The organism is Bacillus cabrialesii (genome assembly GCF_004124315.2).
GTDB lineage: Bacteria > Bacillota > Bacilli > Bacillales > Bacillaceae > Bacillus > Bacillus cabrialesii.
This window is the reverse complement of record NZ_CP096889.1, coordinates 1,326,996-1,349,062: the sequence shown is the minus strand read 5'-3', so window position 1 is coordinate 1,349,062 and position 22,067 is coordinate 1,326,996. Positions and strand designations below refer to the sequence as shown.

The 22,067-nt window shown below is 46.1% G+C and carries 22 protein-coding genes; 6 read left to right on the top strand and 16 right to left on the bottom strand.

Going from position 1 to position 22,067, the window contains the following annotated elements; translation table 11 throughout:
• Window positions 1–9: 9 nt before the first annotated feature.
• Window positions 10–264, top strand: a complete 255-nt coding sequence (locus EFK13_RS06950) for a YciI family protein (RefSeq protein ID WP_129505998.1) — start codon at window positions 10–12, stop codon at window positions 262–264.
• A gap of 30 nt (window positions 265–294) precedes the next feature.
• On the opposite strand, the gene phrA is transcribed toward EFK13_RS06950, so the two are convergent.
• Together phrA and rapA are read right to left on the bottom strand one after the other, a co-directional pair.
• Window positions 295–429 (bottom strand): phosphatase RapA inhibitor PhrA, encoded by a 135-nt coding sequence (gene phrA / locus EFK13_RS06945; RefSeq protein WP_129505999.1) that lies wholly within the window; start codon window positions 427–429, stop codon window positions 295–297.
• Window positions 419–1,555, bottom strand: a complete 1,137-nt coding sequence (gene rapA, locus EFK13_RS06940; RefSeq protein ID WP_129506000.1) for a response regulator aspartate phosphatase RapA — start codon at window positions 1,553–1,555, stop codon at window positions 419–421. Before rapA ends, phrA begins: the two co-directional genes overlap by 11 nt.
• Window positions 1,556–1,791: 236 nt before the next feature.
• Between rapA and EFK13_RS06935 the strand changes: the two genes are divergently transcribed.
• Both EFK13_RS06935 and EFK13_RS06930 read left to right on the top strand, forming a co-directional pair.
• Window positions 1,792–2,256, top strand: a complete 465-nt coding sequence (locus EFK13_RS06935) for a DinB family protein (RefSeq protein ID WP_129506001.1) — start codon at window positions 1,792–1,794, stop codon at window positions 2,254–2,256.
• Between the two features lie 225 nt (window positions 2,257–2,481).
• Window positions 2,482–3,246: a sulfite exporter TauE/SafE family protein gene (locus tag EFK13_RS06930; RefSeq protein WP_003239147.1), complete on the top strand. Its 765-nt coding sequence runs from the start codon at window positions 2,482–2,484 to the stop codon at window positions 3,244–3,246.
• Between the two features lie 37 nt (window positions 3,247–3,283).
• Here the strand turns inward: EFK13_RS06930 and EFK13_RS06925 are convergent, their stop codons facing one another.
• From EFK13_RS06925 to EFK13_RS06865, 13 genes are all read right to left on the bottom strand, one after another.
• Window positions 3,284–4,777, bottom strand: coding sequence for a UxaA family hydrolase (locus tag EFK13_RS06925; protein WP_129506002.1), 1,494 nt, complete (start codon window positions 4,775–4,777; stop codon window positions 3,284–3,286).
• Entirely contained in the window at window positions 4,774–6,216 is a 1,443-nt protein-coding gene (locus EFK13_RS06920; RefSeq protein ID WP_129506003.1) for a tagaturonate reductase, read from the bottom strand. Before EFK13_RS06920 ends, EFK13_RS06925 begins: the two co-directional genes overlap by 4 nt.
• A gap of 78 nt (window positions 6,217–6,294) precedes the next feature.
• Window positions 6,295–7,296: a LacI family DNA-binding transcriptional regulator gene (locus EFK13_RS06915; RefSeq protein WP_129506004.1), complete on the bottom strand. Its 1,002-nt coding sequence runs from the start codon at window positions 7,294–7,296 to the stop codon at window positions 6,295–6,297.
• Window positions 7,297–7,382: 86 nt separating this feature from the next.
• On the bottom strand, window positions 7,383–8,651 hold the full coding sequence (locus EFK13_RS06910; RefSeq protein WP_129506005.1) for an MFS transporter: 1,269 nt from the start codon (window positions 8,649–8,651) through the stop codon (window positions 7,383–7,385).
• A gap of 47 nt (window positions 8,652–8,698) precedes the next feature.
• Entirely contained in the window at window positions 8,699–9,535 is an 837-nt protein-coding gene (locus EFK13_RS06905; RefSeq protein ID WP_129506006.1) for an SDR family oxidoreductase, read from the bottom strand.
• Entirely contained in the window at window positions 9,532–10,611 is a 1,080-nt protein-coding gene (uxuA, locus tag EFK13_RS06900) for a mannonate dehydratase (protein WP_129506007.1), read from the bottom strand. Before uxuA ends, EFK13_RS06905 begins: the two co-directional genes overlap by 4 nt.
• Entirely contained in the window at window positions 10,608–11,657 is a 1,050-nt protein-coding gene (locus EFK13_RS06895) for a zinc-binding alcohol dehydrogenase family protein (RefSeq protein WP_129506008.1), read from the bottom strand. Before EFK13_RS06895 ends, uxuA begins: the two co-directional genes overlap by 4 nt.
• A gap of 5 nt (window positions 11,658–11,662) precedes the next feature.
• Window positions 11,663–12,676 carry an ureidoglycolate dehydrogenase gene (gene allD, locus EFK13_RS06890; RefSeq protein ID WP_129506009.1) on the bottom strand — a complete coding sequence of 338 codons (1,014 nt, stop codon included), beginning with the start codon at window positions 12,674–12,676 and terminating at the stop codon, window positions 11,663–11,665.
• A 105-nt stretch (window positions 12,677–12,781) separates the two neighbouring features.
• Window positions 12,782–14,161, bottom strand: coding sequence for an MFS transporter (locus EFK13_RS06885; RefSeq protein WP_129506010.1), 1,380 nt, complete (start codon window positions 14,159–14,161; stop codon window positions 12,782–12,784).
• An 82-nt stretch (window positions 14,162–14,243) separates the two neighbouring features.
• Window positions 14,244–15,665, bottom strand: a complete 1,422-nt coding sequence (gene uxaC / locus EFK13_RS06880; protein WP_129506011.1) for a glucuronate isomerase — start codon at window positions 15,663–15,665, stop codon at window positions 14,244–14,246.
• Between the two features lie 199 nt (window positions 15,666–15,864).
• Entirely contained in the window at window positions 15,865–17,043 is a 1,179-nt protein-coding gene (locus EFK13_RS06875; protein WP_064813311.1) for an NAD(P)/FAD-dependent oxidoreductase, read from the bottom strand.
• Window positions 17,044–17,082: 39 nt separating this feature from the next.
• Window positions 17,083–17,505 carry a DUF1641 domain-containing protein gene (locus EFK13_RS06870; RefSeq protein WP_003239166.1) on the bottom strand — a complete coding sequence of 141 codons (423 nt, stop codon included), beginning with the start codon at window positions 17,503–17,505 and terminating at the stop codon, window positions 17,083–17,085.
• A gap of 391 nt (window positions 17,506–17,896) precedes the next feature.
• Window positions 17,897–18,394, bottom strand: coding sequence for a cupin domain-containing protein (locus tag EFK13_RS06865; protein ID WP_129506012.1), 498 nt, complete (start codon window positions 18,392–18,394; stop codon window positions 17,897–17,899).
• Window positions 18,395–18,525: 131 nt separating this feature from the next.
• Between EFK13_RS06865 and EFK13_RS06860 the strand changes: the two genes are divergently transcribed.
• The 3 genes from EFK13_RS06860 (at window position 18,526) to EFK13_RS06850 (ending at window position 21,123) form a co-directional block, all read left to right on the top strand.
• On the top strand, window positions 18,526–19,500 hold the full coding sequence (locus EFK13_RS06860; protein ID WP_129506013.1) for a DMT family transporter: 975 nt from the start codon (window positions 18,526–18,528) through the stop codon (window positions 19,498–19,500).
• Between the two features lie 118 nt (window positions 19,501–19,618).
• On the top strand, window positions 19,619–20,371 hold the full coding sequence (locus EFK13_RS06855) for an ABC transporter ATP-binding protein (protein WP_129506014.1): 753 nt from the start codon (window positions 19,619–19,621) through the stop codon (window positions 20,369–20,371).
• A complete protein-coding gene (locus EFK13_RS06850; RefSeq protein WP_129506015.1) occupies window positions 20,371–21,123 on the top strand; it encodes an ABC transporter permease in 753 nt (250 codons plus the stop codon). The genes EFK13_RS06855 and EFK13_RS06850 overlap by 1 nt, the downstream gene beginning before the upstream one ends.
• A 45-nt stretch (window positions 21,124–21,168) precedes the next feature.
• Here EFK13_RS06850 and EFK13_RS06845 read toward each other — a convergent pair whose 3' ends face one another.
• Window positions 21,169–21,981: a uroporphyrinogen-III synthase gene (locus EFK13_RS06845; protein ID WP_129506016.1), complete on the bottom strand. Its 813-nt coding sequence runs from the start codon at window positions 21,979–21,981 to the stop codon at window positions 21,169–21,171.
• Between the last annotated feature and the right edge of the window lie 86 nt (window positions 21,982–22,067).

The window sequence follows — 22,067 nt, the reverse complement described above, 5'->3', positions numbered from 1 at the left end:
GGGATGATCTTGAATACATACTTAATGCTGACCACGAGAACAGATCAATTCAATCAAGAGCATGTAGCCGGACATTATCAATTTTTGGACCGCCTGCAGGCAGAAAATCGCTTAAAGATGTTCGGGCCATTCAGCGACGCCACAGGCGGAGCTTATGTCATCGAAGCAGGTTCGCTGGAAGAGGCGGCGGAAATCGGACATGCCGATCCGCTGGTGGCAAACGGTTCTTCTGAACTGACCATAAAGGAATGGAAGCTGAAATAAAAAAGACCCCTGAGGGTCTTTTTATCATCATCATGTTTGATTGCGTGCCGCAATATGAAATGTTTTTCCCTCTGTGTCTGCTGTTTCTCCTGCATGGACCATCCCCTGAGTAAAGCTAAACCCGACCGCAACGAGCAACAAACCTGACATCCATTTAGATTTCATATAAACAATCTCCTCTCTGGATTTGTTTTTGTGCGTGCACCATTTTCTCATAAAATGAAAGTGCTTTTTCGGGCTGTCCGTTTTCTATATAGAATTGGGCAGCATCATGCGCCAGCTCTTCAATATAAGGATACAGCATATGTTCTTCAAGAAATTGAAAGGTGTGTGAGACTGATTCTGTGTCAATGTTTTTTCCGTATAACGCATGTAAAAATTGAAAAAGCTCCACAAATAATTCATCACTGTATTGACGGGCGATTTCCAATCCTTCACGATATTTTTTTTGCGCTTCGGCATCATTTTTTTGTTTATACAGAACCTGTGTTAAAGAGTAGATAGAATGCGGAAGATTATCGAACTTTTCCGACTTGCAAATAGAAACAGATTTCTCAAAGTATTCGGCTGCCTTTTGCAGTTCACCCATTTTCTCATAGCAGTTCCCGAGATTATACAGGGCAGAACTGATTAGGCGGGGATTGCCTTCTTTCTTTGCAAGATCTAAAGCCAGTTCTAAGTGGGGCAATGCTCTTTCTGGATACTGCATGTCATCATAATTTCCTGCAATAACGAATTCACATTGGATTCTGCGGACGGTATACGTTTCATACATTTGGTACGTTTCTAATGCCTGAACGGCATAGCTCATCGAAACATAGGTTTGTTTTAAATTGTAAAAAATCTCGGCCATTTTAAAAGCAAACTCTGCTTTCTCAATATCATCCGAGACGAGGGCAAGATTCTTTTCTGCCCGTTTATAGTACATCATGGCATTGACAAACATTTTCTGCTTAAATTCATACATTCCTCGAAAAAAATGAAAGTAATAATCGAGAAGCCCTGTCAGTTTGTACTGATTCCCCTCGATGTCTTCTAATAATTCTGAAAATTCCAGTTGCGACGTATCCTCTCCAAAAGGCTTAATGTAATCCAGCATGACACGATGCCTGAACTCCATTAAAGAATAATACAGCAGCAAATCTTGGTCTTCTTCCATATCCTCGATTTCTCTCTCTACTTCGAGCTTGACCCGTTCGGCTTCTGCCACGTGGAACTGCCGGATATGGGTATACCATTCATTAATTTTAAGCCCGACATATGAGGACGGAATCGTCTGCTTCATCCTCAATTAATCCCCCCTTTTTGAATTACCCGAGATATGTCATATTTTATCATATTTGCTAGAAAAAGAAGAACGCAAAATAACCGCAATTGTCGAATTTCGGCTAACCGCAACAAAATGAACAGATTCAGAACTGCCTCACACAGTATTTTGTTTCAACCACAGCATATTGCTTGTGAATTGCTAACCGTTGATATAGGATTTCATTGCACCATTTATTTTTACATATGGAGGAGATCATAATGAGCCAATCCAATCAAATTGTCAGCCATTTTTTATCCCATCGAAACGTGACCAATGAGCTTGCTGAAAAAATCAGCAAAGACCATTACAGCTACAAACCGGCTGAAACGTCAATGTCAGCGGAAGAGCTGGTCAAACACATGTTTACGACTTTCCACCTGTTTGCCAATGTCATTAAAGAAGGCAATGCCTCACCATTTCAAAATAAGCAGGAAGAAACAGAAACAGATCTCAATGTTCTGGCAAAAGCATATACAGAAAAAACAGCCGCTATCCTTGAACAGCTGACTGAAGAACAGCTGGACAGGGAAATTGATCTGACAGCCGTTTTCGGCAGAAAAGCCACAGGCAGCGCGCTGCTTCAGCTTGCAATGGAGCATGAAATACACCATAAAGGCAACCTGTTTGTTTATGTGCGGGAAATGGGCCACACGGAGCTTCCTTTCTATCAGCAGCGCATGTAACGTAAACGAGAAAAAAGATACCTGTTCAGGGGTATCTTTTTTTATGCCTTCAGTTCACCGCCAGATGTCGTCCAGACACTCATTAAAGGGCTAATGAATAAAGATATTGAGCATATCAAAATTTCAAGCATCCAACGTGCCAAAATTCAAAAAATTTAATTGATTAACGAGTCCCAATCATATATAATCTGATAAAAATAGTCGGGTTTTCAGGAGGCCTTTATCATGAGTGTAAGCATCATATTGATGGGTTTGTTTGTCGGAGCCTTAGTCGGATTGACGGGAGTGGGCGGAGCGGCATTATTAACTCCTCTTTTAATTGTGCTTGGAATTAATCCTTCAATCGCCGTCGGTACGGATCTTGTATATAACTCGATCACAAAGCTGTTTGGCGTAGCCTCCCATTGGCGGCAGAAAACAATTAATTTTAAGCTGGTCAAATACTTAGCGATCGGCAGTATTCCGAGTGCTTCACTAGCCATTGGCATACTGCATTTGTTCCCCGCCTTCCATCAGCATCAGGAAGAAATTATTAAGCACGCTCTTGGCTATGTGTTAACGCTAGTTGCCATCTCAATCATCGTTCGTTTGTTTTTGGATAGAAAACTTCGTCCGAACCGCTGGCAGCTGATGCCGCTTGAAAACAAGCGGGCGCTGACGATTCTTATTGGTGTTGTGTTTGGATTTATCGTCGGATTAACATCAATCGGTTCCGGGTCGCTATTTGCAATTGCCATGATTTACTTATTCAACATGAAAGCGTCACAGATTGTCGGAACAGATATTGCGCATGCTTTTCTTCTCGTTACGGCAGCAGGCATTTTGAACGCAAGCTTTGGAAGCGTGGATTACATGCTGGCCGCTAATCTGCTGATCGGTTCGATTCCCGGCGTGCTGATTGGAAGCCATCTCTCGCCACGATTCTCCCCGCGTCCGCTGCAATTTATTATGGCGTCCATCATTTTGATCAGCGGTTTAAAACTAATTTAATGAAAAAGGCTATCCACCGAAAGGATAGCCTTTTTTATTATAACGTCACACCCGATTTAAAAATGGCAAGTTCTCTGAAATCATTTTTTTCATGGTTTACAAGCCCGCCGCTTGCCACCTCAATCATATAGTGGATAAACTCCCGCAGCACATATTCCTCATGAATATCATCCTCTGCTAAAAGACCTGCGTTAAAATCAATCCAATGCGGCTTCGCCTCGTACAGCTGGGTGTTAGTCGCGACCTTCACCGTTGGGACAAAGGTGCCGAACGGCGTACCTCTACCCGTTGTAAAGAGGACAATTTGGCAGCCCGCCGCCGCCAATGCGGAGGAAGCAATCAAATCATTTCCTGGCGCGCTCAAAAGCGTTAGCCCTTTTGTCTTGAGCACTTCGCCGTATTTCAGGACATCCATGACAGGAGAGATTCCCGCTTTTTGCGTGCAGCCCAGCGATTTATCCTCAAGCGTAGAAATGCCGCCCGCTTTGTTGCCCGGTGAAGGATTTTCGTACACCGGCTGATCATGTTTGATAAAATATTGTTTGAAATCATTGATTAAATCGACAATCTTATGAAACACTTCTTCATTGGCAGCCCGCTGCATCAGGATGGTTTCCGCACCGAACATTTCCGGAACTTCCGTCAGCACCGTGCTCCCTCCCTGTGCAATAAGATAATCTGAAAAACGGCCGAGCAGCGGGTTTGCTGTTATACCCGAAAAACCGTCCGAACCTCCGCATTTCAGCCCGATTTTCAGTTCGGACAGCGGAATGTCTTCTCTCCTATCCCCTTTGGCCGCTTCATGGATTTCCTTCAGCAAAGCAACACCTGCCTCCATTTCGTCGGTTACCGACTGTGATTCGAGAAACTTCACCCGATCGAGGTTCACATCCTGCAGCGCTTCTTTCATTCCTGCCAGCTCGTTGTTTTCACAGCCAAGCCCTAACACCAAGACACCGCCGGCATTTGGATGGCGAATGGCATTCAGCAGGATTTGCTTCGTATTTTCGTGATCGTCGCCAAGCTGCGAGCATCCGTATTGGTGCTTTAACACGAGCACGTTATCAAATGGAGCGATATCCCCCGTTTCTTTGACAAAACGCTGGAGCATTTTTTCAGCGATCCCATTGACGCAGCCGACAGTTGGCACAATCCACAATTCATTTCGAACACCGGCATCCCCGTTTTCTCTTCTAAATCCTTTAAACGACCGGTTCTCATTTGAATACGGATTTTGATCAAATCTCGGTGTATAGCTGTATGTTTGGATATCAGACAGGTTTGTTTTCGTATTATGGACATGAATATGCTCACCGATCGATATATCTTGTGATGCATGCCCGATTGGAAATCCGTATTTGATGATGCCGTCGTTTTCTTTGATAGGCTGCAGCGCAATCTTGTGTCCTCTTTTTATATCATCCTTCACTTCAATCGACACGCCGTCCGCATTCAGCCGCTCTCCCTTCTCGATATCCCGCAACGCAAGAAGGACATTGTCTTGTTTATGAATCTTTATACATGACTTCATCGTACCTCTCCCCTTTGTGTGCAGCATTGTTCAAGAGCCCGCTGCATGCCCAGCTCATGAATATGATTCAAGTAATCAGCGACTCTCTCAGTCAGCTTCGGTATCCCGGTTAGATCTGCTCCCCACAGCCGCTCTTCTCTTAACACTCTTGAGGCGATACGGAGCATGTCTCCATTCTCCTGATGCCACACCTCTTTGAAAAAGTGTAGAACAGCCGGATCGTCCCGCAATTTCTCGTTTCCCTGATAAAAATACAGAAGGGCGCTGAACGAAAACACCAAGCGCTCAGGAAGCTGGCCCTTTTGTTCTGCATATTCCAGAATGGTCGGCAGGTTTCTCGTTTTGAATTTGGAAATGGAGTTCAGTGCAATGCTTTCTAGGTAATGCTTCATATACGGGTTTTTAAAACGGTTCAGCACATCGTCAGCATATTGAGAAAGCCCTTCCATTTTTAAAACAGGGAGAATGTCGTCACCGATCAACTCTCTAATAAACCGCCCCACTTCCGGGTGCTCGACAGCATCCCGCACCGTTTTTAAGCCGTATAATAAAGCCACTGGCGTCATTGCCGTATGAGCGCCATTTAAAATTCTCACTTTTTTTGTCCGGTATGGGGTGAGGTCGCTGACGATCTTTGTATGGAGTCCCGCATCCGCAAAGGGCAGTTCTTCTTCAATCCAATCCGGCCCCTCGATAACCCATAAATAATACTGCTCTCCCACAACAATCAAATCATCCTGATAGCCAAGATCAGCCGTAATCTCATCAATGCTGTCGACAGGAAAACCCGGGACAATGCGGTCTACTAAACTATTACAAAACGTGTTGGCTTCATGAATCCACTGTGTGAACCCTTCTTCCAGCTTCCATAGCTCCGCATACTGCAGAATCGTTTCCTTCAGCTTTTCGCCGTTATTCTCAATCAATTCACACGGAATCAAGACACACCCTTTTGTCTTGTCTCCTTTGAAAGCCTGATAGCGAAAGTGGAGAAACGCAGTTAATTTCCCAGGGAATGTTTTTTGCGGCCTATCCTCTAAACGGTCTTTTTCATCACATACGATTCCGGCCTCGGTGGTGTTGGAAATGATAAACCGCAGTTCTTCGCTAGAAGCCAGTTTTTTGTATGCTTCATAATCTGAAAACAAATCAATTCCGCGGCTGATTGAGTTGATAATCATATGCTCGTTTACCGCTTCCCCGTCTTTCATTCCCTGTAAAAAAAGCGTGTATAGCCCATCTTGCTGATTTAACCTTTTGATTTTTTCTGACCCTCTCGGCTGGACAACTGCCACGCTCCCATTAAAATCAGTGTGTTGATTCAATTGATCAATCTGCCAGTCGACAAACCCTCGAAGAAAGTTTCCTTCTCCGAATTGAAGAATTTTTTCCGGATACTGAGTATAGTGATCGTACACGTTTTTGTTCAGCTTCTGCACCTTCATTGCCTCCCTCTATCATTTATGCACACGTTAACATTTTTCTTTATAAAGAATGCCCGCTGAAAAAACGGGGCATCACGTCGTTAATGGTCTAACTGAATCGCGGACCATGAACGCTGTGTTTTCCAAGATTTTTTCCGCTTTCGTTTCCGGTTCGCTGATCAGGGATAATAGTTTTTGCGCGCCAAGCACGCTGATTTTCTCCACTGGGCGCTTCACGGTTGAAAGCCTTGGCGTGATATACTGCGAAAAACCGATATCATCAAATCCGATCACTGACATATCATCAGGGACGCGCAGCCCCTTTGCGAATATCGCATTCATCGCTCCGATTGCCATGTCATCATTCGAACAAAAGACAGCGGTTGGGGGATTCGGCAGCGCCAGCAGCCGCTCCATCGCTTGAAAGCCGCTTTCCATATCGTATTGCCCTTTGACACTGTATTCATGTTTGATCGGAATATGATGATGAATCAAGGCGGCCAAGTAGCCTTCCTTTCGCTGCTGTGAGGATTTAAAGCCTTCGATCCCCTCGATGATGGCGATGTCTTGATGCCCATTCTTAATGAAGTATTCCACAGCTTCCTGAGAGCCTTCCTTGTCATTGGACAAAATATTCGTGATGCTGCGGTCATCAATATCGCGATTCAGCACGACAAGCGGGATGTTTTTTTCCCGAATATGATAAATAAAAGAATTATCAATGTCACTTTGGCTCATTAAAATGATGCCGTCATATCTCATCGGCGTGACGGAGTCATAGTTTTTCAGATCATCGATGCCGCGCACATAGAGATTGTAATCCTCGCTTATGGCTTGATTTACGCCTTTGATGGTGTCTGCAAAGAAGCTGTGTGAGGTTCCGTTTGTGATGCTTGTAAAGAAAAGCCCGATCGTATGTGACTTTTGCATCGCCAAGCTTTTCGCGTTTACATTCGGTGTATAGTTGAGCTGTGCTGCGAGCTCCAGTATTTTTTTCTTCGTGTGTTCTTTGATGTAAGGGCTGTTGTTGAGTGCTCTGGAAACGGTTGTGTGGGATACGTTTGCGAGTTTTGCGATATCTTTTATGGTTACCATCTAATTCCCTTCCTTATCATGCCGGCTGCGATTATTTACTGTATATTGTATCATCAAACATACCCCTCTCCCACTATATTTCCAGATTAATAAGACACCGGATTCTCAGCTTCTGTTCCTGCCGGTTTTCCGATGATCGGACGGACAAAACGAATCACAGCAAGTGAAGCGAAGACAGCTAACCCTCCGGCAAGCAAAAATGCCCCAGAAAATGTGCCCGTTCGGTCAACAATAAAGCCGGTTAAAGCCGGGCCGATAATTCCGGCCGTGTTGGCGAGGAAATGCATGAAGCCCCCTACAGAACCGACATTGTTTTGATCAACCACATCTTGAATGACAGCCCAATAGATAGCGCCTGTCAAATAAAGAAAGAACACTGACAAAGCGACAAGTGTGACAGCGCCCGCAGTCGTCGCCACAAGTCCCGCAAAACCAATCAGGACCGCCGATGAAAACAAACACGTGACAAGCACAACCTTGCGCGAGAACAGCACACCTTTTCGGGCTGTTTTTTTGTACACATAGTCGGAAACAAATCCCCCCGCTGCAAGGCCGATAAAGCCTAAAATCCACGGAATGACCGTGATGACACTCATCGATTCAACACTTAGTCCCCGCTCTTCAACAAGGTAGCTCGGAAACCACGTCAAAAAGAAAAAGAGGATGTAATTGTAGGCGAAAAAAGCAAACGCCGTGAAGAGAACCGTTTTTTGCTTCAAGTAAAAAGTGAGCGGAATTTTTTCCTCAGGAGGCGTTTCTGCTTTGATTGCCGGTGCATCCCCCATCGCTACTGGCGGCTTCTCTTTGACAAACTTGAACCAGAGCACTGCCCATATTAATCCAATGATCATAATGAGAACGAAGGATACCTTCCAGCTGAACGCGATTGCAATCATACCGACAATCGGGCCGGAAATGGCTCCCCCGAGCGGCGTCCCGCTGTTGGTCACACCGACAACGGACGCCCGCTGTGTCGGCGGAAACCAGTTATTGACCATCTTGTTGATCGTCGCAGAAAGCGGGCCTTCTCCCATTCCAAAGAGGATACGTATAACCAGCAGGCTGACAAAACCAAAAGCGAGGGCGACTGCTCCGCTGAACAGCGACCATACGACCATGGCGACAAACAAGGTCAGCTTCGCCCCATAGCGGTCAGATGCCACGCCCCCAAGAAAGTTAAATATGGCATAACCAATCGAAAAACTGCTGAAAATCAAGCCCATTTGCGTGGCAGATAATGTGAGGTCATCCTGAATAAAAGGAGCTGCAATGGACAGCGCCGAACGATCCAGGTAATTAATCACCCCTGCCAGAAACAAAAAAAGGATAACGGGAAGCTTATCTTTTGAGAACATCTCAACCTCACCCCTATGTTGGTTCAGTTTCTGTTGCGCTGTTTTCGTTACACACCCGAATAGGCCATAAATCCTCCATCGACAGGAACGGTGATCCCGGTGACAAAACCGGAATAGGATTCATCTGCCAGCCAAAGCAGCGTGCCGAGGAGATCCTCCGGTTTCCCAAAACGCTTCATCGGTGTTCCCGCAATAATTTTGTGAGAACGTCCGGTTAAAGTTCCGTCTTGGTTAATCAGCAGTTGATGATTTTGTTTCGTCAGAAAGAATCCTGGGGCAATCGCGTTGACCCGCAGCCCGGTTTCGGCAAAATGAACGGCCATCCACATCGTAAAATTATTGATCGATGCTTTGGCGGCACTGTATGCCGGAACCTTCGTCATCGGTGAATAAGCACTCATGGAAGAAAGGTTGATGATGGCCGGTGAATCGGCTTTCAGCAGCTCTTTTCCAAACACTTGAGAGGCCAGAAACGCACCGGTGAAATTGGTGGAGAATACAGTTGAAAAGCCCCTCTCATCCATATCAAAAAAGGTTTGACCTTCTCCCGCTTCTTCGTATGTTTCCACATCGGTTATTGCGTCTGGATGATTGCCTCCTGCCCCGTTAATCAACAGATCGACAGAGCCAAATCGCCCGATGATGTCCTCTTTTGCCTGCACCAGTGACTCCCTGTCCAGCACATCCGCTGAAACAGCAAACGCTGTGCCGCCAGCAGCCTCAATCTCCTTTACGACCGCTTGGCCTTTTTCAGCCGTCCTGTTCAAAATCGCCACCTTCATGCCGTGACGGGCAAGCTCCCGGGCCATCTCTGAGCAAAGAACACCGCTTCCGCCCGTTATGACAGCCGTTTTACCAGCCAAGTTCTCATGCAGCGGGATCATGCTTCCACCTCTTTTTTTGCGATTGCTTCATATGCGTCCCACAGTCCGTTCAAGTACATAATGCCAAGAGCGCGATCATACAAGCCATAACCCGGGCGGCATTGCTCGCCCCAAAGATGGCGCCCGTGATCAGGTCTGACATATCCTTCGTAATCCTGCTTATGCAGTTCTTCCATTACTCCTTGAATGTTAATCGAACCGTCTTTCGTCAGATGAGATGTTTCAATAAAATCGCCATTCTCATAAATTTTCACATTGCGAATATGTGAAAACGGAGCGATGCCGGCATACGTTTTAGCAATTTCCACCATGTCGTTAGCGGGATTGGCTCCCATTGAACCTGTACACAGAGTGATGCGATTAGACGGCGAATCTGATATCGCCCTTAGCCTCTTATAGCTTTCCTCCCCTGTGATAATGCGCGGCAGCCCGAAGATTGGCCATGGCGGGTCATCCGGATGAATGGCCATTTGAACACCGTGACGTTCTGCAACCGGAAGAATTTCCTGCAAAAAGAATGATAAATTGTCCCATAGCTGTTCTTCATCGACCGTTCTGTAGGCTGCAAACAGCTCTTTGATCCGAGCCAATTTTTCGGGCTCCCACCCCGGCAGTGTCATATCAGATGCTTGTTCCACCGTCCGAATCAGCTCTTGGGGCTCAAGGCTCTCCACCTTGGCCTTTTCAAAAAAAAGAGCGGTTGATCCATCTTCCAAGGGACGGAACATGTCCGTGCGTGTCCAGTCAAAAACCGGCATAAAATTATAGCAGATCACTTTCACGCCAAATTCGGCAAGGTTGCGGATCGTTTGTTTATAGTTTTCAATATACCGGCCGCGTTCTTCGTTTCCGAGTTTAATTGATTCATGAACATTCACGCTTTCTACCACTTCAGCGTGAAAACCATAGGATTGAATATATTCGGTCTCTGCTCTGATTTCTTCCTTTTCCCACACGCCGCCGACAGGTTTTTGATGGAGAGCCCAGACAATGCCTTTGACTCCGGGAATTTGCTTCACGTGTTCAAGCGTGACTGTATCGTTACCTCGGCCGTACCATCGGAATGTGATATTCATTGTTTGCACCTCCGGATTCCAATCAATTCATCAAACGTGATGACCGCTTTCCGCACCTGATCTGGATGCTCCTCGATTAACTGAAATGCGTGATGGACGTCATCCACTGAAAATGAATGGGTCACCAGTCCGTTATGCGCTATCTTGCCTTTATTCAAAAGCTCTACCACTTTGGGAAACTGATTGGTCTGCAATCTCGATCCGGTTATCGTGACTTCTTTTTTTGTAATCGGCAGCTGAGATATCTGCGCCGCTCTTTCATCAAATCCAAGCACAACTACATGCCCCGCGGGAGAAACGGCCTCAATTGAAAGCTCAAAAGTCGCTGGCAGACAAACTGCATCAATGACCACATTGGCTCCTTCATTCCCAGTCCATTCACGGACCCGCTCGGCCACATGTTCTGTTTGTGCATTTACGACAGCATCGGCGCCGTTTTCTTTCGCAAATGCCAGCCGCTCGCTATTCAAGTCTGTCATCATGACAGCAGCGCCCGCCAGCTTTGCCATTTTTAACACACAGATCCCGATGGGCCCCGCTCCCTGGATCAGAACGGTGTCTCCTTTTTCCACCCGGCCTCTCCACACTGCCTGGGCGCCTATCGTATAAGGCTCGGCCATGACCGCTTCCTCCCAAGGCAAGTCCTTTGAGACAACGTGAAGCTGCCTTTCCGGAAGCACAATATACTCCCGCATGCCGCCGTCTTCATGAACGCCAAACACAGAAAGCTTCGCGCAAACATTCGGGCGCCCTTTGCGGCAGGCGTAACACGTTCCGCAATAAGAAATCGGCTCAATCACAACATGGTCACCGGCTTTTAGGCTACGCACATTCGGCCCAACTTCCTCCACTTGTCCCGTTACTTCGTGTCCGATAACTCTCGGGAGGGTGGCGAGCGGATTCGTGCCATGATAAATGTGCATGTCTGAACCGCAAATCCCGACCAGCTTCACTTTCACAAGCACGTCATCATCCTTTGAAAGAATCGGCTTTTTCATCTCCGCTGTCACCAGATCATACGCTTTTCGCACTTGAACCGCTTTCATTTTTCTCACCTGCTTTTTAAGAATTCATACACGCTCCGAGCGATTGATATTCCGTGTATCTTATTTCTTTCTTCATGCAGCTGCTCAATCTCGCCGGGCACATACACTCTCTCGACTCCAACAGCCGGCGGTGAGTGCTGCAGTTCATCGAGCATGGCATCCATCTGCTCTAAAAACGCATCCCGGTCGGTAAAAAAGGACGGATTGATCGCACAAACATAATGTCCCAGCTTTCTTTTTTGATCAAGGCCGCTGTACATTTCGGCGATATGAGGGCCAAAAGCCGCGCCCGCCAGCAATCCGGAAAACACATCGACCACAATAGATAACCCATAGCCTTTCGGGCCGCCGAATGTTGAAAGTGAAACGACCTTGTCAGGATCGGTTACTGCTTCTCCGTTTTCATCGACTCCCCATCCCTCAGGAATGTCTTTCCCCTCTTCACGGGCCTGCAGAATCTTCCCAAAGGCCACTTTTGATGTCGCCATATCCAGAATAAACGGTTTTTTACGCTTAGCCGGAACACCGTAAGCAATCGGATTTGTCCCTAAAAAAGGAGATCTTCCCCCAAATGGAACAACGATACTGTCCGTATGCGTCATTGCCATTCCGATCAGCTTTTCGTCAGCCGCTTTTTGCACAAAATAGCTTAGCGCTCCGCAATGGCTGCTGTTTACAGCCGTGACCATGCCGACACCGTTTTTCTTCGCCATGTCAATTGCACGGTCCATCGCCACATCACAAATCACATGGCCGAAACCGTCATCACCGTCAAGAACACCGGTCACAGGCCCCGTTTCTTTAAAAACTGGATGTGCTTCGGGATTGATCCCTCCCGCCCTTAGCCTGTTCACATAGTGTTCTGTTCGCAGCACGCCATGCGATTGTACGCCTCGTAAATCGGCGTGGACGAGGACATCAGCTACTTTTTCAGCATCTCGTTCATTCAAACGGACACCGGTCAGCTTGATCCGAACAAGTTCCCTTGCTTCTTCAGCTGGTATCGTTACCGTTTTCAATAAAATGCCTCCTTCCTTTTCAGTTCTTCCGGACACCCCTAAGTGGAAACCCTTACAAACACATACTATTTACAAATTATTTTAAATATTCTTTATATTATGTTGTCAGCTTTTTTGATGAAGCTCCTGAACGATCTGTGCATGCTGCTGGTCTGTGAGTTTATAAAGAAAGCCGATAATGATCATCGCTAATGCCAAAGCAATGGCAGGATACAGAAGGAGAAGGGCTTTAATTCCGATCAGCGCCTGTGCTGTCTGGGCCGCATTCGGCACATAGCCGATTATCCCCAAGCCGATGCCCGAGAGAAAACCGGACAATGACTGAGCAAGCTTTCTGGAGAAATTAAAAAGTGAATATGTTGTTGCTTCTTTCCGTTCACCCGATTTCCATTCGCCATAGTCAATAATATCGGACACAAGCGCCCACGTGATGCCATTTGGGATACTGATTCCGATAAAGGCGATGCTGGCAAGGATCGTAAACACATAAACGTTTGATGGAAGCACAAAGTTGACTAGATCCGCGGCTACACTGATGCCGAAGCCGATCATCGCCGTTCGTTTCTTACCAAACATCTTGACGAGCTTTGGCAGGAATATGACGCCCAAAAAGGAAGAACCGATAATAATAAAGTTCATATAAGCCATTAATTGAACATTGCCCAGGTTATATTGTGCGAAATAGACTAACATGGCGGATTTAATGTTGTATGCGGAAATTGAAAAAATCGTCATCAGGACAAGGGTTAACAGCGGTTTATTCGTGATAAATGTTTTGACGACAGATGAGAGTGTTAGTTTTTCTTTTGGCGCTTCTGCTATCACAATGCGCTCTTTGCAGTTGCGGTAGCAAATATAAAACCAAAGCACACCAAGTGCGGCGAATAAGCCCATGACCACCGGATAGCCGACCTTCGGATTATCAAACTTGACGAGCAGCGGCATCACGGCCACACTTGTGATAAACAAGGCTCCAAGCGACCCGATTTGACGGAAAGTCGAAATGGAGGTCCGATCCTCAGAATTTTGAGTCATCGCTGCCCCTAATGAGCCGTACGGAATATTCACAAACGAATAGCCGATGCCCCAAATCATATAGGACGCATAGGCATAAATCAGTTTTCCGGTCGGTGATACATTAGGAGACAGAAAAATTAGAACAGTAAGCGCCGCAAGCACGATGCTGCCGATTAATAAATAAGGCCTGAATTTCCCCCGCTTGCCAATATTTTTGCGATAATCAATTGATGAGCCGACAATCGGATCTGTTATCGCCGCAAACAGCTTGCTGACTAAGAAAATGCCGCCGGCCATCGCAGCCGGGATTCCCGCTACATCAGTAAAATACTTCAATAAATATATCTGGCCGAGATCAAACATAAAACCGTTGCCAAAATCACCAAAACCATAGGAGATTTTCTCTTTCAATGAAAGCCTTTTCTCCGTTTCAATCGACACAACCTTATTTGCCAGTTCAGTTCGCATCTTCCACCTCTGTGTCTTAAGAATTTTCGGGCAATGGCCCGCTCAGGATGACGCATGATCGCGATGCTGAGCGGACATTTGGTTACACGTTTGCTTTCTCTTCTTGAAATTGAAAGTAGTGCTTCGCATTGTCATAGCAAATTCCTTGAACAATGCTTCCCAAAAGCTCCATATCATGCGGGACTTCGCCGTTTTCCACCCATTCCCCCAGCAAATTGCAGACGATCCGCCTGAAATATTCGTGGCGCGTATAGGACAGAAAGCTTCTGGAGTCGGTGAGCATGCCGATGAAGCGACTGAAAAGCCCGACATTTGACAACGCTTTCATTTGATCGAGCATACCGTCTTTTGTATCGTTAAACCACCAGGCTGTGCCGAATTGTATTTTTCCCGGGGTGATACCGTCCTGAAAACTGTTGATCATGCTGGCGATGATATAGTTATCGTTTGGATTCAGTGAATATAAAATCGTTTTCGGCAGCTGGTTCTTGATCTCCACTGAGTTCAGCAGCTTGTATAAAGGCTTCGCAATTTTTTCATCATTCATAGAGTCATAGCCTGTATCAGGCCCGAGTCTCTTCATCATTTTTGTATTCGTGTTTCTTAAAGCGTTGATATGAAACTGCATCGCCCAATCGAGCTCCGCATACAAACCGCAAAGAAACTGAAGCGTATACGTCTTAAATTTCTTCTCATCCTCATAAGAAACCTCTGTTCCTTGTAATCTGTCAGAAAAAATCCGGCCCGCTTCCTCTTTTGTCGTCTCGGCAAATACCATTGAATCGATCGCGTGATCAGACACTCTGCCGCCGGCTGAATGGAAAAATCGCACTCGTTTTTCCAACGCCTTTAGATACTCATCGTAGGTTGTAATTGATGTAGCTGCGGCGTTTTCAAGTGCCTGCACCCAATCAGGAAAGCCTGCACGATTGATCTCAAGTCCCTTATCCGGCCGAAATCCGGGCAGGACGCTGACAGGAAAGTCTTTGTCTTCTTTTAATAATAGATGGTATTCAAGAGAATCGACAGGATCATCCGTTGTACAAACGACCTTTACATTTGATTTCACGATCAAATCCCTTGCCCCGAAGCCTTCTCCTTGGAGCAGTTCATTCGTCCGGTTCCATATAGCCGGAGCCGATTTTTCATTTAAGATCTCATAAATTCCAAAAAAACGCTGCAGTTCTAAGTGAGTCCAATTGTAGAGCGGATTGCCGATCGCCATCGGCACCGTTTTCGCCCAAGCCATAAATTTTTCCTCATCAGGCGCATCGCCGGTAATGTATGTCTCTTCAATCCCATTGGCTCTCATAATGCGCCATTTGTAATGGTCTCCATACAGCCAGGCTTCAGTGATGTTTTGAAATGTCTTATTTTCATAGATTTCTTTCGGGCTTAAGTGGCAGTGGTAATCAATAATCGGCATGTCTTTCGCATAATTGTGATAGAGACTGACAGCGGTTTCATTTTTCAATAAAAAATTTTCGCCCATAAAGGGTTCCATGTTCTCACCGTCTTTCATTCTATTTCAAAATGTTAACGTTAACATTTTGATTTATTTTTATTTTACCTTTATATTCCTCTGGGATCAATCTCTTTTTTGAAAATGAAATGTTAACGTTAGCAAATAAACGAAAAAAAGACATTGCCGGAAAGCATCCCGAAAGGAACGCTTCCTGCAATGTCCGAGTCCATCAAATGGATTAATAAGCCAGGCTGAAAAGTCCTTTAATGTGTGTTAAGTAGCGTACGTTACTTGCTTCTTTCATCAAGGAAGCAGGAAGACCTTTAAGCGGTGTAGAATTAGCACCAATGATAGCAACCGCGTCTTTGCGTCCAAGGCTTGCAAGTGTACCAGAGTTTACTGGCTTGAATGTTTCAAGCGTTTTGCCTTCTAAGTAAGCGAATAGGTTGTAACCGATCAGCTCACCCATTTGCCATGCGATTTGTGCAGTTGGCGGGTATGGACGGCCGTCTGGAGCGAAGTAAACTGCGCTGTCTCCGGCAACGAATACATCTTCATGAGATGTAGATTGCAGGAAGTCGTTTACTGTCGCGCGTCCGCGGTTCACTTCAAGACCTGATTCTCCGACTAATGGGTTACCTTGTACGCCGCCAGTCCAAACAAATGTGTTGGCAACAACTTTAGATCCGTCTTTCAGATCAATCACGTTTCCTTCTACATTTGTAACAGGAAGACCTGTTAAGAACTCAACGCCGCGTTTTTCAAGGCTTGCAGTGGCACGTTCGATAAGATCATCCGGTAGAACAGGAAGGATTTTCGGACCTGCTTCAACCAGCTTCAATTTGATTTCTTTATGGTCTACGCCATATTTTTTCGCAAGGTTCGGCATGATGTCAGCAAGCTCACCGACAAGCTCAACACCTGTTAAGCCGCCTCCGCCGATAAGGATTGTTGCATCAGCTTCGTTTTTCGTTTTAGAGTACTCGCGCACACGATCTTCAACATGTTGGAAGACTTTGTTTGCATCGGCAGCAGATTTCAATACCATGCTGTTTTCTTCAAGACCCGGGATGCCGAAGTAAGCCGTTACAGAACCAAGACCTACAACAAGCGCATCGTAAGATAATGTAGAACCGTCAGCAAGCGCAACTTCTTTTTTATCAACAGAGAAAGAGCTTACTTCCGCGATTTTAAGATCAATGTCTTTGCCTTTGAAAAGTTTTTCAAGTGGCATTGCAACCGCTTTTTCAGACACGTTGCCTGCTGCAAGACGGTGTAATTCCGTAATGATTTGGTGAGTTGGGTATTTGTTTACCACTGTCACGCGTGCTTGTTCTTTTGTATAATGTTTGCGAACTGTTAGAGCAGAAAGAACTCCGCCATAACCAGCGCCTAGAATGACAATATGTTTTGACATCGTATATCCTCCGTCCTTTATATCAATTTGAATCTGAGATTATTTTTGGTTTTCGCGTTCGTTCATAACTTCAAGGTAGCTGTTAGCAAAACGGAACAGCTTTTGAGCTTGAGGATCTTTCAGCATACGCAACAGGCCGAAAAGACCAATTGTTTCGTTGCTTGCATCCGCGCGGTCTTTCGCTTCGATTGCAGTCGCAGCTACTTCTTTCGCTGTTTCTTTTACAGGCTCAAGAATTTCAGTGATCGCACCGACAGTGTCGCTTTTTAGCACTTCGTCAGTTGCTACAGACTGAGCGAAATCATAAGACTTCGTTAAAATATTCACTAACTCAGTCAGCTTTGGAAGCTGGTCAACTAAAACAGTCAGTGATTCTTGAACTTCTGGCTTTAACAGCTGATCAATAAGATCTTGCTGGCTTTGGCTGACAGACGCGTTTGTTTGATCGATTGTTTCTGGCATATCCAATTCTCCTTTACTATAAGCAGTTTGCTGATTTTTTTGGAAAGGGTAGTGCCTCTCCCTGGTCTCACGCTTTTAAGGCATAAGAATAAGGATTGTGAATTCGTGCACAATCATTTACAAAAATAAATGTTTACTACCCAGTTTTTCATCTTGCCATATTCAGTATTATTTTTATCTCAAAAATAAACAATTGAATAAGTCAAAATCCTTTACTCTCTCTGAAAATAGCAAACACAAAAAACTCCAATTCGATTACCTTCTATATGATAACACTTTTTGAACAAAATTTGAACGTGAATTGCTTCGATTATGAAATTAATTTATATGGAGCTTGTGTCATAACGTTTCTGCGGCACTAGTTATTGACAATCCAGCAATTTTCTCCCCTTCACTTGTCCCATATTTCCAAAAGAGGAGCTCTTTTTCCTGTGATAGGATCACTAGCCGGCAATGACACCTGCTTGATTTGTGTCATCGCTTCCTCCCGTTCGTCCGGCTCTCCCGTCTTCAAATTATACTGAACGCCTCCCGGGTAGGCGCCGATAACCATAAAATCGGGACTTGCGCTTATTTTTTTATGGCCGACTCCGGCTGGAATCACGGCTGCGTCACCTGATTTGAAAGGAATGGCGGCCCCTTTTTCTCCCCCAAACTGAATCACGGCCTCTCCCCGGACTGCAATCAGCACTTCATGCGTATTGCTGTGATAATGATGGTATGGAAAAACACTCCCTGACCAGCTGTTTGACCAGCCATGCCGGTTGACGATCAGCTCTGCCTGATTGGTGTCCTTGAGCGCGTTTTGATACACAACGAGCGGAAAATCAGGGTGATTCGGAATTCTGCCGTCATCCTGAAAGAAGAACGTCTGTATCTTTGCTTCCATCAATGTCACCTCCTTCTATTGTCTTCCACACATAGCGGTTCGCAAAACATGCTGTTTTTCTCACCATTCCATTGATCTGCATGATACCGAATAGTATAGTATAAAAAAATAATGCCAAAATGAGGGATATCATGAAAGCAATCGTTATCGGAATATTGGCTTCGCTCTTTTTCGCCGTCACCTTTATTTTAAACAGAGCGATGGAGTTATCCGGAGGCAGCTGGCTTTGGAGCGCTTCGCTGCGTTTTATTTTTATGGTGCCGTTTTTATGTTTGATTGTCATCATGAGAGGGACATTCACTCCTCTCTTACAAGAGATGCGGAAAAAGCCGATCTTTTGGATCAAATGGAGCTTTGTCGGCTTCGTGCTTTTTTACGCGCCGATCACATTTGCGGCTGGATACGGTCCCGGATGGCTTGTAGCTGGAACTTGGCAAATAACAATTGTGGCCGGTGTGCTCTTATCTCCTTTATTCTTTGTCAAAAAAGACATGCCGGGCGGGCCGCAGCTTATTAGGCAAAAGATCCCCCTTATTTCACTTGGCACTTCCGTGATCATCCTGATCGGAGCGGCACTGATTCAGCTTCAGCATGCAGAATCGCTTTCTGCGAAAATGCTGCTTTTCAGTGTGCTCCCGGTTGTCATTGCGGCTTTTGCCTATCCGTTAGGAAACCGGAGAATGCTTGAAGAATACGGAGGCCGGCTTGATACCTTCCAGCGCGTGCTGGGAATGACCTTGGGAAGCCTTCCGTTCTGGCTTATATTAGCAGGTTACGCCTGGTGTTCAGACGGCCTTCCGACAGCGGGACAGACTGTTCAATCCTTTATCGTGGCCGTCAGCTCAGGGATCATTGCCACCGTTTTATTTTTCTGGGCCACTGATATGGTAAGAGACAGCCCGCAAAAACTCGCAGCCGTTGAAGCCACTCAATCCGGTGAAGTGATTTTCGCGCTGCTTGGTGAAATTGTTCTGCTGTCAGGCGTTTTCCCATCCCTTTTATCATTTGCCGGTTTATTCATTATTATTGCGGGGATGGTGTTACATACCTTTGCATCACAACCGAGAAAACCGAAAAAGAAAACACAGTCAAATCTGACCGCGTAGCATCTGCCGGAGAATGGGTGAAAGCCTGTTCTCCTTTATTTTTGCTACCAAAAAGCATTTGTTACACGTTATAGTTAAATATAGTGTAAGCCTACTTTACTGAAAGGTGATTATTGTAATGGAAGCAAACGATCAAACACAAAACATACCAGCCATCTCCTTCAGATCAGTCAGAAAAAGCTATAAACAAGACGGACAAACCTATGATGTACTGCAGGATGTCAGCGGAGACATTCGCCGAGGCGCAATCGTGGCCGTTTTAGGTCCTTCCGGTTCAGGAAAAAGCACCCTTCTGTCCATGTGCAATTTAATGAGAACGCCTGACAGCGGCGAAGTTGAAATATATGGAAAGGAAGTCCGAGAATGGAATATCAATGAACTGAGGCGAACGGCTGCCCTTGCGTTTCAATCGGCCCCCGTCCTCGACGGGACAGTGCGTGACAATTTAAGTCTTGTACAAAGGCTGCATCAATCCCAGCTGTACCCTCCTGAAGAGCTCGCTTCTCTTGCAGGGCTGCCGAAAGAGCTGTTAGACAGAAACGCCAAAGACTTATCTGGCGGACAGCGGCAAAGGCTGTCACTGGCCAGAACACTCGCAAATCCTTCCTCTATTTTGCTGCTGGACGAAATCACGTCGGCCTTGGACCCGGTTTCAGCTCTTGAGATTGAAGAGCTGATTAAACATCAGCATCAGGAGAAAAAATGGACGGTCATGTGGGTGACTCATAATATGGAGCAGGCAAAACGAGTAGCCGATACCGTTTGGTTTATGGCAGATGGCCGGCTGCTGGAAATTGCTGAAACTGAAGCATTTTTCTCCGATCCGCAGCATGAAGCAGCCAAAGAGTTTTTGAAGGGAGGGACCCGATAATGGATTACCTTTCTCTCTCTTTAACAATGATCTTTGTTTTGATCGCCTTGTTTTTATCAAAATCCTTTAAAGCAGGCGTAGAAAAAGACATGATCATTGCCACGATCCGGGCCGCGGTACAGCTGCTTGTCATTGGTTATGTACTGTCGCTGATTTTTCGAGGAGACCATCCTGTTTTTATTCTGCTGATGGTGCTGTTAATGCTGGCGGTGGCGGCGCAAAATGTCATTAAACGAAAGAAAAATACAATCGGTTCGTTTTGGAGGGTGTTCGCCGCGTTAGCGATTGTAGAAATTGTAACGCAGGGAATTCTGCTGTCTCTTCACATCATTCCGCTTACGGCCCGATATGTCATTCCGATCAGCGGCATGGTCATCGGAAATTCCATGGTGCTCTCGAGCCTGTTTTTAAACCGGCTCAGCTCAGAAGTCGGAGTGCGCAAAGAAGAAATTCAATTAATATTGTCTCTAGGCGGCACACCGAAGCAATCCATACAGCGTATTCTTACTTCCGCGATGAAAATGAGTATGATCCCGACGCTGGAAAGCCAGAAAACACTGGGGCTTGTTCAGCTTCCAGGCATGATGACAGGCCAGATTCTAGCCGGCGCGGACCCGATTCAGGCGGTTCGCTTTCAGCTCTTAATCGTGTTTACAACGATGGCCTCCGCCGCGCTAACATGTGTGATCTTAAGCGTGCTGACATACCCGTCATTATTCACCGCGCATCAGCAGCTGAAAGTGAATCAGTGACAGACAAAAGCCGCTTTTCCCTTGGAAAGCGGCTTTTTGGTCTGGTTATTCCTTTTCTTCATAATACTTGGACAGCTCAACAATCATCGCGCCCATCCGCTCGATCTCGGGCGCAAGCAGTCTCGTGATGCCTTCTTCCCGCAGTGCTTCAGCAGTCACTTTTCCGACAGCCGCAGCGATAGCGCGCTCTTCGAATACAGCCTTTATTTCATTGATATAGCCGCGCTCCTTGGCAAAATCAAACAGGGAACGAACCTGAATTGCCGTTGTAAAACAAACAGCGTCGATCTCGCCGTTCATCAGCTCCCGGCATAACCGCTCCACCGTTCCCTTCTCTGGCGGGATGTGCTGATAAGGCAGAATCGGCAGGACAGACGCGCCCTTTTCTTCAAGAAATGCGATGAGAGCCGGCGCTTTTTCTCCATGAAGCTGCACCATGACTGTTTTTCCTGAAAAGTCGTGAGGTTCCAAGGAACGGATTAAGCCTCTTGTTGTCCCGTCTTCATCTGAAGCTTCGGGTGTGATCCCAAGCTTTTTCAGCGCAGCCAGCGTTTTGTATCCCCGGCATGCCGCTTTCGCCTGGCGAATCGCCTGCAAAAACTCGTCTTTCAGACCGATTTTCTCTGCCGTATCGACAAGAGTCTCCGTGCCGATGCCTGTCGTGAAAATGACCCAGTCCGCTTTTTCCTCGACAAACGTTCGCAAGTCCGGCTCTACCTGCTTCTCCGCTAAGTAAACCGTTCCTTGGAGAGGCCGGATGACAGGAGTTCCGCCCTGTTTTTCAATAATCGTGCTGATCTCTTCGGTTTTTCGGGAGCCCCCGATCGCCACGCGCTTTCCATGTAACCCTTTTCCCATACCCGTTTCCTCTCCTCTTTGCATAGGCTTTTTATGTATACAAGCTTAATAAAGCTATTGTGGCGCAAACCAAGGGAGAAATCAAG

Coding starts and splice junctions, on each gene's coding strand:
- phrA (WP_129505999.1), bottom strand. CDS start 429: ATGAAATCTAAATGGATGTCAGGTTTGTTGCTCGTTGCGGTCGGGTTT.
- EFK13_RS06935 (WP_129506001.1), top strand. CDS start 1,792: ATGAGCCAATCCAATCAAATTGTCAGCCATTTTTTATCCCATCGAAAC.
- EFK13_RS06930 (WP_003239147.1), top strand. CDS start 2,482: ATGAGTGTAAGCATCATATTGATGGGTTTGTTTGTCGGAGCCTTAGTC.
- EFK13_RS06925 (WP_129506002.1), bottom strand. CDS start 4,777: ATGAAGTCATGTATAAAGATTCATAAACAAGACAATGTCCTTCTTGCG.
- EFK13_RS06915 (WP_129506004.1), bottom strand. CDS start 7,296: ATGGTAACCATAAAAGATATCGCAAAACTCGCAAACGTATCCCACACA.
- EFK13_RS06910 (WP_129506005.1), bottom strand. CDS start 8,651: ATGTTCTCAAAAGATAAGCTTCCCGTTATCCTTTTTTTGTTTCTGGCA.
- EFK13_RS06905 (WP_129506006.1), bottom strand. CDS start 9,535: ATGATCCCGCTGCATGAGAACTTGGCTGGTAAAACGGCTGTCATAACG.
- uxuA (WP_129506007.1), bottom strand. CDS start 10,611: ATGAATATCACATTCCGATGGTACGGCCGAGGTAACGATACAGTCACG.
- EFK13_RS06895 (WP_129506008.1), bottom strand. CDS start 11,657: ATGAAAGCGGTTCAAGTGCGAAAAGCGTATGATCTGGTGACAGCGGAG.
- EFK13_RS06885 (WP_129506010.1), bottom strand. CDS start 14,161: ATGCGAACTGAACTGGCAAATAAGGTTGTGTCGATTGAAACGGAGAAA.
- uxaC (WP_129506011.1), bottom strand. CDS start 15,665: ATGGAACCCTTTATGGGCGAAAATTTTTTATTGAAAAATGAAACCGCT.
- EFK13_RS06875 (WP_064813311.1), bottom strand. CDS start 17,043: ATGTCAAAACATATTGTCATTCTAGGCGCTGGTTATGGCGGAGTTCTT.
- EFK13_RS06870 (WP_003239166.1), bottom strand. CDS start 17,505: ATGCCAGAAACAATCGATCAAACAAACGCGTCTGTCAGCCAAAGCCAG.
- EFK13_RS06865 (WP_129506012.1), bottom strand. CDS start 18,394: ATGGAAGCAAAGATACAGACGTTCTTCTTTCAGGATGACGGCAGAATT.
- EFK13_RS06860 (WP_129506013.1), top strand. CDS start 18,526: ATGAAAGCAATCGTTATCGGAATATTGGCTTCGCTCTTTTTCGCCGTC.
- EFK13_RS06855 (WP_129506014.1), top strand. CDS start 19,619: ATGGAAGCAAACGATCAAACACAAAACATACCAGCCATCTCCTTCAGA.
- EFK13_RS06850 (WP_129506015.1), top strand. CDS start 20,371: ATGGATTACCTTTCTCTCTCTTTAACAATGATCTTTGTTTTGATCGCC.
- EFK13_RS06845 (WP_129506016.1), bottom strand. CDS start 21,981: ATGGGAAAAGGGTTACATGGAAAGCGCGTGGCGATCGGGGGCTCCCGA.